This is a genomic window from Cryobacterium sp. Hh38, assembly GCF_004403235.1.
Classification (GTDB): Bacteria; Actinomycetota; Actinomycetes; order Actinomycetales; family Microbacteriaceae; genus Cryobacterium; species Cryobacterium levicorallinum.
Map to the genome: position 1 here is coordinate 42085 of NZ_SOHD01000010.1, position 16687 is coordinate 58771.

16 protein-coding genes are annotated in these 16687 nt (G+C 64.3%); 8 read left to right on the forward strand and 8 right to left on the reverse strand.

Translation table 11 applies throughout. The annotated features are described in order from the left end of the window. Nucleotides 1–41 precede the first annotated feature (41 nt). Nucleotides 42–593, reverse strand: a complete 552-nt coding sequence (locus E3T41_RS05470) for a GNAT family N-acetyltransferase (RefSeq protein WP_134477647.1) — start codon at nt 591–593, stop codon at nt 42–44. A gap of 290 nt (nt 594–883) precedes the next feature. Between E3T41_RS05470 and E3T41_RS05475 the strand changes: the two genes are divergently transcribed. From E3T41_RS05475 to E3T41_RS05490, 4 genes are all read left to right on the forward strand, one after another. Then, complete coding sequence (locus E3T41_RS05475; protein WP_166791496.1) at nt 884–1774, forward strand: HNH endonuclease signature motif containing protein; 891 nt, start codon at nt 884–886, stop codon at nt 1772–1774. A 318-nt stretch (nt 1775–2092) separates the two neighbouring features. Further along, a complete protein-coding gene (locus E3T41_RS05480) occupies nt 2093–3241 on the forward strand; it encodes a methionine ABC transporter ATP-binding protein (RefSeq protein WP_104131857.1) in 1149 nt (382 codons plus the stop codon). Continuing rightward, nucleotides 3238–4005 carry a methionine ABC transporter permease gene (locus E3T41_RS05485; protein ID WP_092448170.1) on the forward strand — a complete coding sequence of 256 codons (768 nt, stop codon included), beginning with the start codon at nt 3238–3240 and terminating at the stop codon, nt 4003–4005. Before E3T41_RS05480 ends, E3T41_RS05485 begins: the two co-directional genes overlap by 4 nt. 37 nt (nt 4006–4042) lie before the next feature. Continuing rightward, nucleotides 4043–5059 (forward strand): MetQ/NlpA family ABC transporter substrate-binding protein, encoded by a 1017-nt coding sequence (locus tag E3T41_RS05490; RefSeq protein WP_241991043.1) that lies wholly within the window; start codon nt 4043–4045, stop codon nt 5057–5059. A 583-nt stretch (nt 5060–5642) separates the two neighbouring features. On the opposite strand, the gene E3T41_RS05495 is transcribed toward E3T41_RS05490, so the two are convergent. Continuing rightward, nucleotides 5643–6311: a thioesterase family protein gene (locus E3T41_RS05495; RefSeq protein WP_174775282.1), complete on the reverse strand. Its 669-nt coding sequence runs from the start codon at nt 6309–6311 to the stop codon at nt 5643–5645. Here E3T41_RS05495 and E3T41_RS05500 point away from each other — a divergent pair. Continuing rightward, the gene (locus tag E3T41_RS05500) at nt 6310–6948 is read left to right on the forward strand and encodes a LysE family translocator (protein ID WP_134477651.1); all 639 of its coding nucleotides are present in this window, start codon (nt 6310–6312) and stop codon (nt 6946–6948) included. The two genes, E3T41_RS05495 and E3T41_RS05500, sit on opposite strands and share 2 nt — an antisense overlap. Here E3T41_RS05500 and E3T41_RS05505 read toward each other — a convergent pair. Both E3T41_RS05505 and E3T41_RS05510 read right to left on the reverse strand, forming a co-directional pair. After that, nucleotides 6945–8057, reverse strand: coding sequence for an alpha/beta hydrolase (locus tag E3T41_RS05505; protein ID WP_241991044.1), 1113 nt, complete (start codon nt 8055–8057; stop codon nt 6945–6947). The genes E3T41_RS05500 and E3T41_RS05505 overlap by 4 nt on opposite strands. A 74-nt stretch (nt 8058–8131) precedes the next feature. Next, complete coding sequence (locus tag E3T41_RS05510; RefSeq protein ID WP_092448208.1) at nt 8132–8593, reverse strand: YbhB/YbcL family Raf kinase inhibitor-like protein; 462 nt, start codon at nt 8591–8593, stop codon at nt 8132–8134. A gap of 119 nt (nt 8594–8712) precedes the next feature. Here E3T41_RS05510 and E3T41_RS05515 point away from each other — a divergent pair, with 119 nt between their 5' ends. The 3 genes from E3T41_RS05515 (at nt 8713) to E3T41_RS05525 (ending at nt 11435) form a co-directional block, all read left to right on the forward strand. Beyond that, nucleotides 8713–9618, forward strand: coding sequence for a rhodanese-related sulfurtransferase (locus E3T41_RS05515; protein WP_092448167.1), 906 nt, complete (start codon nt 8713–8715; stop codon nt 9616–9618). Between the two features lie 81 nt (nt 9619–9699). Next, nucleotides 9700–10602: an ATP-binding cassette domain-containing protein gene (locus E3T41_RS05520; protein ID WP_134477653.1), complete on the forward strand. Its 903-nt coding sequence runs from the start codon at nt 9700–9702 to the stop codon at nt 10600–10602. After that, complete coding sequence (locus E3T41_RS05525; RefSeq protein ID WP_134477655.1) at nt 10599–11435, forward strand: ABC transporter permease; 837 nt, start codon at nt 10599–10601, stop codon at nt 11433–11435. Before E3T41_RS05520 ends, E3T41_RS05525 begins: the two co-directional genes overlap by 4 nt. A 30-nt stretch (nt 11436–11465) precedes the next feature. Here the strand turns inward: E3T41_RS05525 and pepD are convergent, their stop codons facing one another. The 4 genes from pepD to E3T41_RS05545 are packed head-to-tail and all read right to left on the reverse strand — an operon-like array spanning nt 11466 to nt 16609. After that, on the reverse strand, nt 11466–12962 hold the full coding sequence (gene pepD, locus E3T41_RS05530) for a beta-Ala-His dipeptidase (RefSeq protein WP_092448164.1): 1497 nt from the start codon (nt 12960–12962) through the stop codon (nt 11466–11468). Between the two features lie 58 nt (nt 12963–13020). Beyond that, complete coding sequence (locus tag E3T41_RS05535) at nt 13021–14028, reverse strand: ABC transporter permease (protein WP_092448163.1); 1008 nt, start codon at nt 14026–14028, stop codon at nt 13021–13023. Next, nucleotides 14028–15596, reverse strand: a complete 1569-nt coding sequence (locus E3T41_RS05540; RefSeq protein WP_370257133.1) for a sugar ABC transporter ATP-binding protein — start codon at nt 15594–15596, stop codon at nt 14028–14030. Before E3T41_RS05540 ends, E3T41_RS05535 begins: the two co-directional genes overlap by 1 nt. Then, nucleotides 15560–16609 carry an ABC transporter permease gene (locus E3T41_RS05545; protein ID WP_092448161.1) on the reverse strand — a complete coding sequence of 350 codons (1050 nt, stop codon included), beginning with the start codon at nt 16607–16609 and terminating at the stop codon, nt 15560–15562. The genes E3T41_RS05540 and E3T41_RS05545 overlap by 37 nt, the downstream gene beginning before the upstream one ends. Nucleotides 16610–16687: the final 78 nt, after the last annotated feature.

A 16687-nucleotide genomic window follows, 5' to 3' on the forward strand; every position in this document is an offset into this window, starting at 1 on the left:
GACGACGTCCGGTGCCTGGCACTGCTGGCTCGGCGGCTTCCTCAGCGCGCGCCCGCAGCCCAGTGGTCTCTCGTGATTGCATAATCGACATTGCCTTGGTCGGAGCCGGGGATAGGACCGGCGATCCCTTCGTCGCGAGTGCCTAGATAGGTCAGGCCGAGGCGACTCATCACTGCACGAGATCCTGCATTGACGGTCATCGTTTCGGCGAAGATTTGGGTCAGCCCCACGTCGTCGAAGCCGTAAGCGAGCAGGGCGGCGGCACCTTCAGCCGCCAATCCCTGGCGCCAGAAGTCTGGCTTCAGGCGATACCCCAGTTCTGCTTGCCCTCGCGCATCGTCGTCCGCCGGCGCAAGGAGCCACCAGCCAACGAACTCTGCTTCAAGAAAACCAGCCCAGAAGCCAAGACCGTCTCGCGCTACGTCGAGCCGTTCTTGATGGTGCTTTTCCACTACCGAACGATCCCGAGGTGAGCCGGCCCCCAGATAACGCATGACGCCGGGGCTTGCGTCAAGGGTGACCTCGTATTCGAGATGCTCGTGTGCCAGTGGAATGAGAACCAACCGGCTGGTCTGGAGGGTGCATTGGATCATCTCCCGACTATTGCAGCCAGCCAGGCTACCGGCCAGTTCGAAGTGGGCGCGGGCGGACAGGAGAACGGCGCGCTGTTGGCCACGGAGATTGCCCACTTATGGCCAACGGATGGTACTGGCGATGTCAGGTTTATGCAGACCTAGCCCCAACTGCCCACGCCCCCGACGCCGAGCGGGCTGGCACTCACCGCGAGGAGGCACCCCGCTCCCGAATATCGTATACAACTCTGAAAAATCTTCAACACATTACTGAGGATATATCGTCTTCAGGTGCTCTTTCAGCTATAATTATGGGTGCCGGCGCGATCACTCCGGAGACCGCGGGACTGCCGGGAGCGGGCATCCGCTTCGCACCCGACTACCTGCGGGCGCAAGCGATGGAATGGCAGGGGCGGCTCGACCCCGACGGCGCCGCCCCGGGCGACGATGTCGTGGAGGCAAAGAGCACACTGACGTTTGGCGTGCTCCGCAACGGGCTCTACCCGCTGCGCGCCGACGTCACCCCCGAACTCCGCGGTGTTATGGACACCCTCTTCGACACCTACCTGTCGGCGCGATCCCGCACCCCCATCTTCCTACCCACCGAACTGCTCGAGAGCCGCAATAAGCCCGAGCTGGACGGCATCGACGGTATCGACGGGGTGGAGAGCATCCCCGGCTCGGCCACTTTCGGCACGGAACCATTCAGCGCCGACCCATTCACCGGCGACCCCCGATTCGACGGCGACCGCCGCACCGCCGGTGAGAAACGCGCCGACATCCTCCGCGCCATCCTCGAAGCGGCCGCACGAGACCCGAAAACCCCAACCATGGGCGGAGCCGCCCCCACCGTCATGGTGCACATCAACGCCGTCGACCTCGACCAGGGCCGCGGCGTCGGCTGGATCGACGGCATCGAAGCACCCGTGTCGTTTCGCCGGGTGCAAGAACTCATCTGCGCAGGCGGCTACCAGCAAGCCCTCTTCGGCGAGAACGGCGACGTGCTCTACCTCGGCGACAAAATCCGCTGCTTCACCGCCAAACAACGCGCCGCGATCGCCGCCCGCGACGGCGGCTGCATCATCCCCGGCTGCACCATCCCCGCCCGCTGGACCGAAGTCCACCACGTCCTCCCCTGGCACGAAGGAGGACTAACCAACATCGACAACGTGCGCTGCCCGGCCCCAGCCACCACCACGTGATCCATAGAGGCTGAAGGGTGCAGGTCGTCGACAACGTGCGCTGGTTCGCCCCACCAGCGAGCATCGACCCCAGCCGCAAACCCAAGCGCCGCTGGAAACTTTTCGTACCGAGACCACCACGACCCCCGGGCTGTTTTCTGCTGGTTGAGCAACGCGCTCTGGCACGAGTCGAAACCCCGCCGCATCTTCTGATTTCGAGACGATCGCTCCGAGACCTGCTCAACCAGCGGAAGTCGTTCGCGTCACACATCGTCACGCGACGCAACATTGTTTCGCCGCGGTTAGGCGCCGCGCCGCGCCGACAATAGGCTCACGGCCATGATCAGCATCGAACAACTGACCAAGGTCTACGGTCACGGCGCCAAAGCGACGGTCGTCCTCGACCGGCTCGACTTCCGCGTCGACGCCGCCGAGATCTTCGCCGTCGTCGGACCGAGCGGCGCCGGCAAGTCGACCCTCGCGCAGTGCGTCAACCTGCTCGAGCGGCCCACGTCCGGTTCGGTGCTTGTCAACGGCGAAAACCTCTCCCAGCTCGGCGAGCGCCAGCTGCGCGCGGCCCGCCGCCGCATCGGAACGATCTTCCAGTCCGACGGCCTCTACAGCCGTCGCACGGCCGCCCAGAATGTCGCGTTACCGCTCGAATACCTCGGCGTCACCACCGCCGAGGCGAAGCGCCGCGTCGCCGAATTGCTCGACCGCGTCGGGCTCTCCGACCGCGCCGGACACTACCCGCACCAGCTCTCCGGCGGCCAGCGCCAGCGCGTCGGTATCGCCCGCGCGCTCGCGTTGCGCCCGCAGGTGCTGCTCTCCGACGAGGCGACATCCGGCCTCGACCCCGAGTCGACGGCATCCATCGTCTCCCTGCTCAAGGAGCTTCGTGACGACCTCGACCTCTCCATCCTGTTCATCACCCACGAGATGGACACCGTGCTCCAAGTTGCGGACGCCGTCGCCCGTCTCGACCACGGCCACATCGTCGAGTCCGGGCGCATCGTCGACTTGCTGCGCGACCCGGCATCCGCCCTCGGCCGCGCCCTCCGCCCGGCCCGCCCGCACGCCACACCGCAGCTGGGCGAGACGCACTGGTTCGTGAGCTACACCTCCGGCGCGGTGCCGGCCGACTGGGTGCTACGGCTGGCCAGCGAGCTCGACGCCCCGGTCTCCGTGCTCGGCGCGTCGATCGAGACCGTCGCCGGCCAGACGGTCGGGCACGCGAACATCGGCGTGCGCGCGGTCGAACCGGCCCTGCTTGTTGAGACTGCCCGCCGCCTGGGGCTGGATGCCCGGCCCGTGCCCGAGGATCCGGAGGCTGCGGCTCTGGCCGACCGGTCGGCGGAGGAGTCTTCGAGGTCCTCGGATGGCGGGCGTTCGACGTCCGCGGATGCGTCCGCCCCGGCTGCGGCAGGCGACACAACCCCGGCGGCCTCGATCTCGTCCACAGTGCCCGCACTGGAGCGTGTTGCATGAGCGCTGCCCTGAGCGTGCTCGCCACCGGCATCCGCACGGCCCTTCCGACGAACAACAACGTGCCGATCGCCGAGATCCCGGCGCTCGTGTTCCCGGCGCTGATCGACACCCTCATCATGGTCGGCATCGTCATGGTCATCGTCGTGCTGGTCGGGGTGCCGCTTGGCGCGCTCGTGCACAACCTCGCGCCTGGCGGCCTAGTCGAGAACCCCGCGCTACACCAGTCGATCAGCTGGATCGTCAGCATCGGCCGGTCGCTGCCGTTCCTCATCCTGATGGCGTCGATCGTTCCGTTCACGCGCTTCATCACCGGAACCAACATCGGCATCGCCGCGGCCGTCGTGCCGATGGCGATCGCCGGGATCGCGTTCTTCACCCGCATTGTCGAGAACTCGCTGCGTGGCGTACCGCCCACGCTCGTGCGGGTCGCGAGGGCGTCCGGTGCGTCGCCTCTGCAGATCGTCCGCACCGCGCAGTTGAGCGAGGCGCTGCCCGCGATCATTGGCGGGCTCACGATCAACACGATCGCGATGATCGAGTACTCGGCGATCGCCGGCACGATCGGCGCCGGCGGCATCGGATACGTGGCGGTGACCTACGGCTACCAGCGCTTCGACAACACCGTCATGCTCGCGACGATCATCATCCTCGTCGCGACGGTCGCCACGGTGCAGCTGCTCGGAGACCGGCTCGTGCGACTGGCGACGCCGCACGCCCGCGAGCGCCAGCCGAGGCGCGCGAAGTCGATGCCCGTCCCACGCTGAGCGCGGGGACGCTTCCGTCGAACCACCCTTGCCTGGCATGAGCCTCCCCACCCGGCATCCGCTCGACCCTGCCACCCGCCCGTTCACGCCACTGCGTCACCACGACTCCAGCACCTCGAAAGGAAACACCATGTCCCAAGGCACGATCACCAAACCCACCTCGCAGGACCCCGACGAGCCGCACGGCTTCGAGCTCAAGACGCGCCGCCGCTGGCCCTGGATCGCCGGCGCCTCGGTGGCCGTCGTCGCGGTCGCCGCCGCGATCGGCATCCCGCTGCTCAATCCGAGCGTCTCGCCGAACGAGGTCGCGGGCGCCACGCTCGTCATCGCGACGGCGGAGGGCAACGCGGCCGAGCAGGCCCTCGTCGAGTTCGTCGCCAAGAACGTGGCCGCCGACTATGGGATCACGGTCGCCTTCAGGGGACTCTCCGACAGCAACACGATCAACCGTGCGGTGAGCGAGGGCGAGGTCGCTGGCACGATCTACCAGCACAAGCTCTGGCTGAGCCAGGTGCTCGAGGCCAACCCCGACTTCCGGGAGACGGCGGCGACACCGGTCTTCCGGTGGGGCTTCGGGCTATGGTCCGAGAAGTGGGGCAGCGTCGAGGATATCCCGGATGGCGCCACTATCTCGCTCTACTCCGACCCCGCCAACGAGGCACAGGGGCTATGGCTGCTCGAGAACGCCGGGCTCATCACCCTCAAAGACGGCGCAACCGCCGGCACCGCGACCCAGGACGACATCGCGTCGAATCCGAAGAACCTGAAGTTCGTGCTGCTCGACTTCGCCGCCCAGTCGCGCGCGCTGCCCGACATCGATGCCGCCGCCGGGTACACCGAGTACTACCTCGCCGCAAAGATCCCGCTCGAGCAGCAAATCTTCGCCCCCGCCGCACCGGACGACTTCGCCGGCCAGCTCACGATCGGCAGCGACTACGCCGACACCGACAACATCAAGAAGCTCGTCGCGGCCTTCCAGGACCCGGCCGTGCAGAAGTTCCTCGCGACCGATCCGTCGGTGAAGGGAATCCTGCTGCCACTCAACAAGCAGTAGCGCGACTGGCGGGGATCGGATGCCGCCAGCATCCCGGCCCCTTTCCCTTTCACCATTCGGGAGTTCCTGGGCGGTGCGACCGTCAGAATTTAGGAGTATCTGGCCAGCATGACCTTCGAGGGCCGGGGCGCTGTCCCACCAGCAACATCCGCCTCGTGGGCCACACCAAATCCTGAATGATGATGGCCACCCGTTTCGCCACCTCCTGAATAATGACAAAGAGCGTTCGCTATGGGCGAGCGAAAAGGGATCACATTTGCTCAGAAAGCCCGCCTGCGCTTGAATAAGCAACGTATCGACAACGGGATCCTATTGTGCTGGTACCACCACCACATGATCGATATCAGCGGCTGGACAATCCGCATGATCCACGGCCGACCCCAACTACTCGGCCCCGTCCTGTGGGACCCGTCTCAGACCTGGCGACCAGCCCAAACCCACCGGGCCAATACGCCCAGCCCGGAACCACCCTGGCGCACGTGAGCCGAAGAGGTCGATTTTCATGGAAAGACCAAGCGCCCCGCAGTCAAGTCGCCCTAGCGTTGCGAGCATGGATTCCCCCGACGTCACCGTATCCGCGCGGTTAGTTCCAAATGCTGGGGGCGGGAGCGCGCGTGGGCGGGACCGCCGCGGTGGCTGCCCACTCCAGCAGCCAGTCGGGCACGCTCACGTTGTCGGGGGCGACGCCGATGGCCTCGAGCAGTTCGTCGATCGTGACGATTCCACCGGTGCGCTTGAGAAAGCGACCACGAATGTGACCGTGGGCGTAGATTTCGGGCGTGCCATCGGCATCCGGTCGTACGAAGCGCTGCTCGACGTACACGGCTTTCTCATCGAACCCGATGATGCGCGACTCGACCGTGAACTTCTGGCCGAGCTTGAGCGACTTGCGAAAACTGATCGTTTCCGACACGACGACCGGATACCAGCCTTGCCGTTTGAAGATCGCCCAGACGCCGGTGCGGTGCAGCATGTCGAAGCGGGCCACGTCCATGATCGACAGGTAGACGCCGTTGTTCATGTGCCGCAAAATGTCCTGGTCGGTGGGCAGCGTCACGAAGTTGGTGCGCGCCACGTCGAAGTGACCGAGCCGGGGGCCGAACTGCGACAGCAGGGCATGGAGGAGGGTTCTGAAGAACATATGCACGACCCCGATGCTAGCGAGGCCGCGGCTGCGGCGAGCAATCCGTTGTGGGTGAGCGCCAGCATCCGTCTCTCCAGACCAGCTTGCCTGCACGATATGCTCAAACATGGTTTCCCTGCCCACCCTGCTGACGTTCGCCCTCGCGTCGATCGCGCTCATCGTCATTCCGGGCCCGACCGTGCTGTTTGTGATCGGGCGTTCGCTCGCTCTCGGACGCCTCGGTGGCTTTCTCAGCGTTCTCGGCAACGCTCTCGGTCTGATTCCGGTGATCATCGCGGTTTCGCTCGGACTCGGCGCAATCGTGACCCAGTCCGTGCTGCTGTTCACGATCGTGAAGTTCGCCGGTGCCGCGTACATCATCTATCTCGGGGTGCAGGCTATTCGAAACCGGCACAAGGCGGCCCGGATGAGCGAGGCCCGCGTGGCGCGTAAAACCAAGTGGCGGCTCGTGTTCGAGGGGTTCGTGGTGGGGCTCAGCAATCCGAAGTCGCTCGTGTTCTTCATCGCGGTACTGCCGCAGTTCGTGAACTATCGGGCTGGCGATGTGCCGCTGCAGCTGGCAGTGCTTGGGCTGGTCTTCGTGGTGCTTGCCCTGCTCGGCGACAGCACCTGGGCTCTCGCGGCCGGCACGGCGCGGACCTGGTTCGCGAAATCACCGAAACGCGTCGAGCATCTCTCCTCGGCCGGCGGCGTGATCATGATCGGGCTCGGCGGGGTGCTCGCCGCGACCGGCGCACGGTCCTAAACAGCGACCACCGGGCGCGGCGCGACCGCACGCACGAAGGCGCCGAGGCGGCGGTAGACCTCCTGGGATTCCGGATGCGAGTCGTCCTGCTGCCAGGTGTGCTTGGTGTTGACGCTGCGACGTCCGTAAATCAGGGTGTCCACCCAGATCTTGCGCGCCCGCAGCGCCTCGATGAAGTTGAGGTTGGCACGATAGAAATAGTCCCGCTCCGAGGTCGTGACGAACACCGGCGGAAAGCCCCGGTCGAGCCACTCGATCGGCGACATGAACCGGGCAGCCGTGCGCAGGTGCAGCCCGCGGCCCCGCTCGGGCAGCAGCATCCGCACGAAATTGAGGCTCAGGACGAATCCGCGGTCGAACAGCACCGAAAAGTCGGCAATGCTGCAGTGCTGCACCAGACCGCGCAGATGGCGGGCAGTGACCGGGGGACGAATGCCGTAGTGCTCGGCGAGTTCGGGCGCATAGGCGGCGGCCGTGAGCAGCGCGGCGATATGGCCGCCCGCGGAATCGCCACCGAGCACGATGCGCGTCGGGTCGCCGCCATAGGCCGCGACATTGCGGGCGACCCAGTCGAGAACCGCGTTGCCGTCCTGCATCATGTGGCCCAGCTGAAACCGCGTCGCCATGCGGTAGTTGGCGTTGATGACGATCATGCCCTCAGCGGCCTGGCTCGCGCAATATTTGGTCAGCGGATCCTTGTCGCCCGAGGTCCAGCCGCCACCGTGAAAGTACACGTAGACCGGCAGGGGCGCCGCTACGGCATCCGTGCGCTTGGGCACGAGGACGTCGAGCCGGTGAATCTGCTGCCCGTCGCCGATGTAGTCGATATCGAGGTCGTACTCCACGGAGTCGATCGGGTGCAGATTGAACTTGTGCACGGGTGTCGCGGGGCGCAACATGAGTGCGCGCCAAGCCCAGACCGGCAACCGACGGATGCCCGTCTCCCGATGCGTAGACCGATCAACGGTGACACCGTCCGCGTGCAAACGGATACCGTGCAGCCAGGCCGGTGCGCGGCGGTCAGCGCGGGCGGTGCCCGCCGAAGTCGAGGGGTGTGCTGCGAAGGGAGTGGGACGAACGATGTCGAACGCGGTACTGGTGTAACTCATTACCTGAGGTTATGTCGAATCCCCCGAATCCCCGCTGAGAGCTACCCCATATGGGGTGAACTCCCGGTTTCAACTCAGGCAGCGGATGCCCCGCCCGCGACCCCGGTCGCCTCCAGCACCGCACGCGCGAGCGTGTGAAAGTGCAGGTTGAAGCCGAGAACGGCCGGCGTCGACTGCGCGTCGAGATCAAGCATGGGAACGTCGACGGCGTGCACGATGAATTGGTAGCGGTGGGTGCCTGTTCCCGGCGGCGGTCCGGCACCGGAGAAGGAGGTCAGGCGCTGCTCGTTCGGCAACACGAGCGAGCCGGACGGCAGGGCATCGACTCCGGCGGGCAGCTCGGTCACCGATACCGGCAGGTTCGCTACCGCCCAGTGCCAAAACCCGGAGCCGGTCGGGGCATCGGGGTCGTACACAGTCAGGGCGAAACTCCGGGTCTCGGGCGGGAAGCCTGTCCAGGCCAGCTGGGGGGAGACATCCGCTCCCCCGGCACCGGCACCGTATTGGGGCGCGGCGAGGGGGCCGCCGTCGGTCATGTCGGCGCTCGTGAGAGAGAACTGGGGCACTTCGCCGAAGCGGGCGAGCGGATCTACGGTCACGAGGGGCCTCCTATTTGTTGTGCGGCCAGCCTACGCGCCCCTAATAAAATGGGCTCATGGCCATTCCGAAGATTCTGCTCTATTACATCTTCACTCCCCTGGCCGATCCAGACGCTGTGCGGCTCTGGCAACGCGACCTGTGCGCCGGGCTCGGCCTGCGCGGGCGCATCCTGATCTCCAAGGACGGCCTGAACGGCACGGTCGGCGGCGACCTGCCGGCGATCAAGAAGTACATTCGCAGGACCCGCGACTACCCGGCGTTCAAGAACATCGATTTCAAGTTCAGCGAGGGCACCGGGCTCGACTCGCACGGCCACAGCCTCGACTTTCCCAAGCTTGTGGTCAAGGTGCGCGACGAAATCGTGAGCTTCGGAGCCCCCGGCGAACTGCGCGTCGACGCGAACGGCGTCATCGGCGGCGGAACCAAGCTGCAACCGGCCGAGCTCAATATGCTCGTCGCCGAGCGGGGCGATGAAGTCGTCTTCTTCGACGGGCGCAATAAGTTCGAGGCCGAGATCGGCCATTTTCGGGACGCGGTCGTGCCGGATGTGGCCAATACCCGCGAGTTCGTGGCCGAGCTCGACAGCGGTAAATACGACCATCTCAAGGGCAAGCCGGTCGTGACCTACTGCACCGGCGGCATCCGTTGTGAGGTGCTGAGCGGCCTCATGAAATCGCGCGGATTCGGCGAGGTGTACCAGCTCGACGGTGGCATCGTGCGCTACGGCGAGACCTTCGGCAACGAAGGCCTGTGGTCGGGTTCGCTCTACGTCTTCGACCAGCGGATGTCCATCGACTTCGCCCCAGAGGCTGCCGTACTCGGCAGCTGCCAGGTCTGCGCGGCACCGACCACGAACATGCGCAACTGCCGGGACGCCTCCTGCCGGGAGCAACTCGTGGTCTGCCCCGAGTGCGTTGCGCTGGCTGCTCCGACCTGCGAACAGCATGCCCTCACCAAATAATCCCCGGTCGGCAGCCGAAAACACCCAAACGGGGAATAGGCTGGGAGCACTATTTCTTGAAGCAGCACAGAGGGGAGTCGGATGCCTACCGGCGCGCTCATCGAGTTCACGAACATCAGCAAACGCTTTGGCGGTGTCACCGCGGTCAACGATCTGTCCTTCACAGTCGAACCCGGCCGGGTCACCGGCTTTCTCGGACCGAACGGCGCCGGAAAGACCACTTCCCTGCGTATTCTGCTCGGGCTGGTCGCCGCGAGCAGCGGAACGGCCACCTTCGGCGGCGTGCGCTATCGCGACCTGCCGCATCCGCTTAAAACGGTCGGGGCCGCCCTCGAAGCGGCGAGTTTTCACCCGGGTCGTTCTGCTCGCGACCACCTCGGCGTCTACGCCATCGCCGCCGGACTGCCGCGCACCCGGGTGCTGGAGGTGCTCACCCAGGTGGGCCTCGCCGCCCATGCCGCCCAACGCGTCGGCGGTTACTCGCTCGGCATGCGTCAGCGCCTCGGCCTCGCCTATGCCCTGCTCGGCGACCCGGGCGTACTGGTTCTCGACGAGCCGATCAACGGGCTCGACCCGGAGGGCATCCGCTGGATTCGGGGGTTTTTGCGCGACATGGCCGCCGAAGGACGCACCGTTCTGGTCAGTTCGCACCTGCTCTCCGAGGTGCAGCAGAGCGTCGACGATGTCGTCATCATCGCCCGCGGCGAGCTCGTGCACCTCGGGCCCTTGTCGAGCCTCGACACGGATGCCGCGGCCCAGACGATCGTGGATTCTCCCGACCGCGAGAACCTCGCCACCGCACTCACGGCGGCCGGCATCACCTTCACGACCGGCCGCACCGGACTCATCGCGGCAACCAGCGACCCGGCCCTGCTCGGCCACCTCGCCTTCGAAGCCGGGGTCGAACTGAGCGTGCTGCATCGGCAGAAAGCCGGCCTGGAAGACTCGTTTCTCGCCCTCGTCGGCGGAGGCCACTCACTATGACTTCGTTCCTGCGGTCCATTGCGGCCGAATTCGCCAAGATTTTCACCACTCGCCTCTGGTGGATACTCGCCCTCGTACTGTTTGGCTACATCGGGCTGCTGGCCGGCGGCCTCGCCGCTCTGTTCTCCGGGCTTCAGTCCGGTGTGATCAGCCCCGATACTGTAAATACCGGCGGCGGCGCGCTGAGCGGTTTCGGGAGTCTCCCACCCATCATCTATAGCTTCGCATCGTCGGTCGGCTACGTCTTTCCGGTGCTGATCGGTGCCCTCGCGACGACCGGCGAGTTTCGCCACCAGACGCTGACCCCGACGTTTCTGGCGACACCACGCCGCGGGGTCGTGCTCGGCGCCAAGACGGTCACACTCCTCTTGGTCGGCGCGGCATTCGGTCTCATCGCGCTGGCGGCATCCGTTGGTATCGGCGGCGGCGTCATGAGTGCTTTCGGTGTGGATGCGCTGCTACTCGATTCGGAGACCTGGCTCCTGGTAGCTCGTTCGGTGCTCGCCATGGCCCTGTGGGCCGCGATCGGCGTCGGTCTCGGCGTGCTCGTGCCCAATCAGGTCGCCTCGATCGTGATCGTGCTCGCCTTCACCCAGTTCGTCGAACCTCTGCTGCGGCTCGCGGCCTCTTTTCTCGAGGTCACCGCGAAGATCGGCAACTTTCTACCCGGTGCCGCCTCCGACGCCCTGGTCGGCGCGAGCATCTTCACGGTTATGAACCCGGCCGGCGCAGCCCCCCTGGACTGGTGGCAGGGCGGCCTCGTGCTGCTCGGCTACGCGCTCGTGGCCACCGTCATCGGGTACGCCGTGAGCTGGAAGAAGGACGTCAGCTAGCTGCAGCCCCACGGCGCTACCGGCGCGTGCCTATCCCAGTCGCGACACGACACTCTTAATCAACGGCCAGACGCGCTCCACGGACTTGTGGTTCACCCGCTCCGCTGACGAATGCAGGGCTTGAAGCTCAGTGCCGATCGAGATGATGTCGGCTACCGGCACCCGCTTGCTGAACATGCCCAGCTCGAGTGAGCACTGTGACACCTCAATGTTGGGTTCTTTGCCGAGCACGTCACGATAGGCCTCGGATGCCGCTGCGAGCAGCTCCGAGTCAGGACGATACGGGAACTCTGCAGCGTCGAGGCCGTAGAGTTCGAACACGACCCCACCGGCGGCGAGCGCGACGAGCGCCTGTATTCGCTCGACCAACTCGTGCTTCCGGGAGGTGAGGGCAGACGTGACCGTCGACATCACGCGCGCACCTTCAGGAGTCGGCCGCACCGTTCCGAGGTTGTTCGACGTCTCTACGCGACCGGGAACGTGAAGGTTCCAACTGATCACCCCATGAGGAATGAGGCGCAAAATGGACATGAGCCGCAGCCCTGCGCCGCGTGAAAATGCACTATCGGGGCGTATTGCACTCTTGAGCTCGACGCGAATAGCAGGGTCAGAAAGCTCGTACTCTCTCTTGAGCTCGCCGTCTAGCTGGGCAATGAGCGCCTCGATCGAATCAGTGTCTGCGTCTCCGAAGACGATGACAGCGGATGCGTCGGCCGGGATCGCACTGTTCTGGGCACCTCCGAACGGGTTGCTAATGCGCAATTCGTGCGCACCCGCCAATTTGTGGACCGCACGAGCCAGCACCTGCAGAGCGTTCGCCCGCTCCAGCTGAATGTCGAATTCGCAGTGACCGCCGTTGAGCCCGCGCACCTCAAGCGAGCGCGCACTGGTCAAGTCAACAGGCACTGGCTCAAACTCACCGGGGACATCAACGGTGAACGTCACGTCGCCGCTGCACCCCGCGAGGATCTCCTCGTCCGTGATCCAGTTAAAATCGATCATGCGGCGCCCAACAAGTTGCCCGACGTTGAATTGTCCGGCCCCCACCTTGCCCTTTTCCTCCATGGCGGTGAGGACTGCCTCCAGCGGCGGATGAGGGATGTCCTTTGATTCAAGCAACGCAAGTATGTAGGACACTCCGATTCCGTTGTCCGCGCCCAGAGAGGTTCCAGCCGCCGAGATGTACTCGCCGTCGACGAGGAGGCTCAGCGGTTGTTTCACGAAGTCGAACTCGACCCCCTCTGCCTTTTCGCAGACCATATCCAAGTGGCCGTGCAGGATTAGCGGTGCTGCATTCTCAAGGCCGCCCTGACCGGGCTTGCGCACGAGTACGCAGTGCAGGTCATCCTTCGTCGCCTCGAGTCCACACGAGCGCGCGAAATCCACAACCCAGTTGGCGACCTGCTCTTCGTTACCCGAGCCTCGCGGGATGCTCGTGAGCACCTCGAAGAATCGGAAAACCTCGCGGGGCTCGAGGTCTTTAAGCACGCCAGAGTTGGTCGCTTCCATGATGTCCACAGTGGGCATGTGTGTTCCCTCTCGTTTGTTACTTGCGTTTGTTACTTGCGTTTGTTCGTTACGTTAATTACTTAACAATGCTTGATTTGTTGCGCGACATGGTGAGGGCAACCACCGCGATGATGACCGCGCCGTAGACCAGGCTCTGCGCTTGGGCCTCGATGCCGACCGCGGTCGTCGCGATGGGAACAAGGGCAATGGTCAGCGCTCCGAAAATCACTGTGAGCGGATTAACTACACCTCCGGAGATCGACGTTCCTCCGATTAGAGCTGCGGCGATGGCGGGCAGCAGCAGGTCGCTGCCCAGGCCGGTGGGTGACGCTGACCCCGCCTGCGCGATGATCGCGATGCCGGCGAGTCCCGCGGCAAACCCGGAGAGAGCAAAGGCGAGTACCTTGAGCGCGCGCGTTCGCACCGCGGAGAAGATCGCTGCGGATTCGTTCTTTCCGATGGCCGTCATTCCACGGCCGATGCGGGTGTACCGCAGAAGCACCCAGAGAGCGACCGCAAGCAGGACGCCCATCCAGAACGTCATCGGCACATTGGCGATCCCGCTTTCGTACAACGAGTGGACGCCCTCCCCGTTGCTGGCGACGTAGACGGTCGTCCGGCCGCTGACCACGAGCGCGACTGCTTGAAAAATTCCCAACGTGCCCAGTGTCAGCGCGAAGGACGGTACCTGCGCGTATGCCAGGATCAGACCGTTCACGGCGCCAAAGGCGGTGGTGGCCAGGAGCACGATGATCGGAGATAGTCCCGCTACGGGCCCGAGCGTGAGTGCAAGAAGAATTGCGCCCAGCAACCCGATCGCGGCATTCGACAGGTCGATCGACCCGACGTTGAGCACCATGGCCTGCCCGAGTGCCAGCAACAGGATGGGGGCCGACGACGACGCGATTACCGCGAGCCCTCCGCTCCCGATGAATGCTGGCGTGAGGATCGCAACAACGGCGAGTATCGCAAGGAAAATGACAATCGGGCCAATCGCATGCCAGCCTCCGATGCGCTTCATAGACTGCAACTTTTCGCGGGCAGGCACGGCGATCTTCGTTGTCTCGCTGTCAGTCTTGAACATCACAGCATCCTTTCGAGCAGGTCCAGAGTGGCGGGATTATCGTGCCCAAGGTCGTAGACGCCTGAGATCCGACCGTCTCGCATCACCACGATGTCGTCGGCGATGTCAAGCGCCTCTTCGATCGTGTCGGGAATGAGGATGATCGCGGTTCCGTAATCGCATACCGACCGGATCTGCGCTTTGACTGTCTCACCCGCGCCCGGGTCGAGGCCTCGGAGTGGGTGGTCAAGTACGAGCGCCTTCAGCTCCGAAGAGTTCAACCACTTGGCAAGGACGACCTTCTGCTGGTTACCGCCAGAAAAGTCCTGAAGCATGTGCTCGGGCTCCCGAGGCCGGATGTCCAGCTTCTCAAACCACATACGTGCCAGAGACAGCCTGCGTCGGGGAAGCTCGAACGGCCCGATGGCGGCGGAACCTGGATGCGTGAGCGTGATGTTTTGATCCGCCGGCATTTCCCCGACCATTCCCTCAGTCTTGCGCTCCGCGGGAACGTAGCCCACACCAAGGGCGACGGCCTTCTTAATGGACAAGTGGTGCCCGGAGTAACCCGCGATCGAGATGGATCCGGAATCGAAGCCCTCTGCCCCGAATATCGCTCGCGCTACGGACTCTCGGCCGGAACCACTGGTACCCAGAATGGCCAGGATGCGACCCGGGTAGGCATCGATCGATACCTCAGTATAGGCGCCGGCCTTCGTGAGATCGTGGATCGAGATGACCGGGCTGCTGTCCGGCTCAATACTGTGGCGGTCTCGAACGGCGGCATGAGTTTCCCGACCGACCATGAGCCGGAATAGTTCCTCTTCGGTCACGTCATCGACTCGTCGGTCGGCGATCAACTCGCCATCGCGCATGACGACGACGCGATCGCAGATACGCATGACCTCGTCGAGTCGGTGCGAGACGAAGATTACCGAGCCGATGTTGCGAAGCTTGGAGATTTCCCTCTCCAGAATTTCGGTCTCCGTTCTCTCCAGAATCGCGGTCGGTTCGTCGAGGATCACGAGAGGAGTCGTGTGGCTGGAGGCACTTACCCGGATCGCCCGTGCGATCTCCACCATCTGGCGATCAACGAATGACAGGTCGCTGACCCGCGTTCTCGGATTCAAGTGCGATCCGATGAGGTCGAGCGCCTTGGCTGCGTCCGCGTGGAGGCGTCGCCAGTTGTATAGCCCCAACCGGTTGATCCCGCCCCGGCCGATTGGGGTGTTGACCTCGATGTTTTCGGCGACGGTGAGGTTCGTGAACAGTGATTGCTCCTGGTGCACGACCCCAATCCCTGCGCGCAAGGCATCGGCTGGTCCGCGGAACTGGACTTCCCGTCCGTTTACCGCGATTGTTCCTCCATCGTGCCGATAGTTGCCCGAAAGTATTTTTAGTAGCGTGGACTTGCCAGCGCCGTTCTCTCCAATAAGGCCGATGACCTCACCGGATCGAATGCTGAGGGACACACCGCGAACGGCATGATTCGATCCAAAGCTTTTAGAGACTGCGTCCAGGTGAAGCACTGCGGGAGTTGTGGTCACGTCGCTCACTTTGCCACCCGCAATCTGTCGCGCTGAGACCACGCTGCGAACACGATTGCTGCGACCAGGATCACTCCGGTGACGGCCGATTGATAGCTCGATTCGACGCCGGAGAGGATGAGTCCATTATTGAGGATCGTCAGCAAGAACACGCCCAGTACGGTGCGCAGGATTCCCCCTTTTCCGCCGCCGAGGTGCGTACCTCCGATGACAACCGCAGGGATGACGATGAAGAGCACACCGGAGCCTACGGTGGGCGACCCGATGTCGAGTTGGACGGTGGCAAGGATTCCGCCGAGGCCACTGAGCACAGCGGCAATGGCGAAGACGGCAACCTTGACGCGGAAAGCGGGAAGGCCCGCCGAGCGCACGATCGTCTCGCTGTTTCCAATAGCAAGAGTTACCCGGCCGATTCGGGTACTGCGTAGAACGAGTATGCCGAGGCCAATAACGATCAGCGCCACCCAGAAGGAGTTAGGCAGACCGAGGGTAATGTGCGAAGTCCAGCCGCTGAGCGCCTCGTCTTCGAGGCGAGGGAGAAGGTCGGTCCCGTAGAGCATTGTGGCGATTCCGAGCCCTACGTACCACATTCCCAGGGTGACGATAAAAGAGGGCACTTTTAGTGCGGTGAAAATGAGGCCGCTGGCGACACCCAGCACGACGGCCACGCCGAGGGCGATGACCCAAGCCCATGGTCCCAGGTCCGCTCCTCCACGCGAGTTGGCGCTGAGGAGGATCCAGGTCATTCCGGTTGCCCCCATGACCCCCTCCACGGACAGGTCGATGGATCCGAGAAGGATGACCAGGGTCGCGCCGACGGCAACGATCAAGGGAATGGCGGACTGGGTGAGCACGTTCTGAAAGTTGGATGCCGTCAGAAAACGCTCGTTAAACAGGGAAAAAACACCGATAAGGACGGCCAGAGCCACGAGTAGACTCAGCGGCTCGGCCAGACCCCGGAACCGAGCGCGGCGCTCGATACCGGATTCGCGGATCCTGATCGCGGTGGTATTTATGCCTCCCGCGCCCTGTTCCGCTAAAACTTTGTGAACCATGAAAATTCTCCTCGCAGATACCGATCACATAATGGTGATGCGCCTGTTCCCGGCCCTCGTCTGTTGACGAGGGCCGGG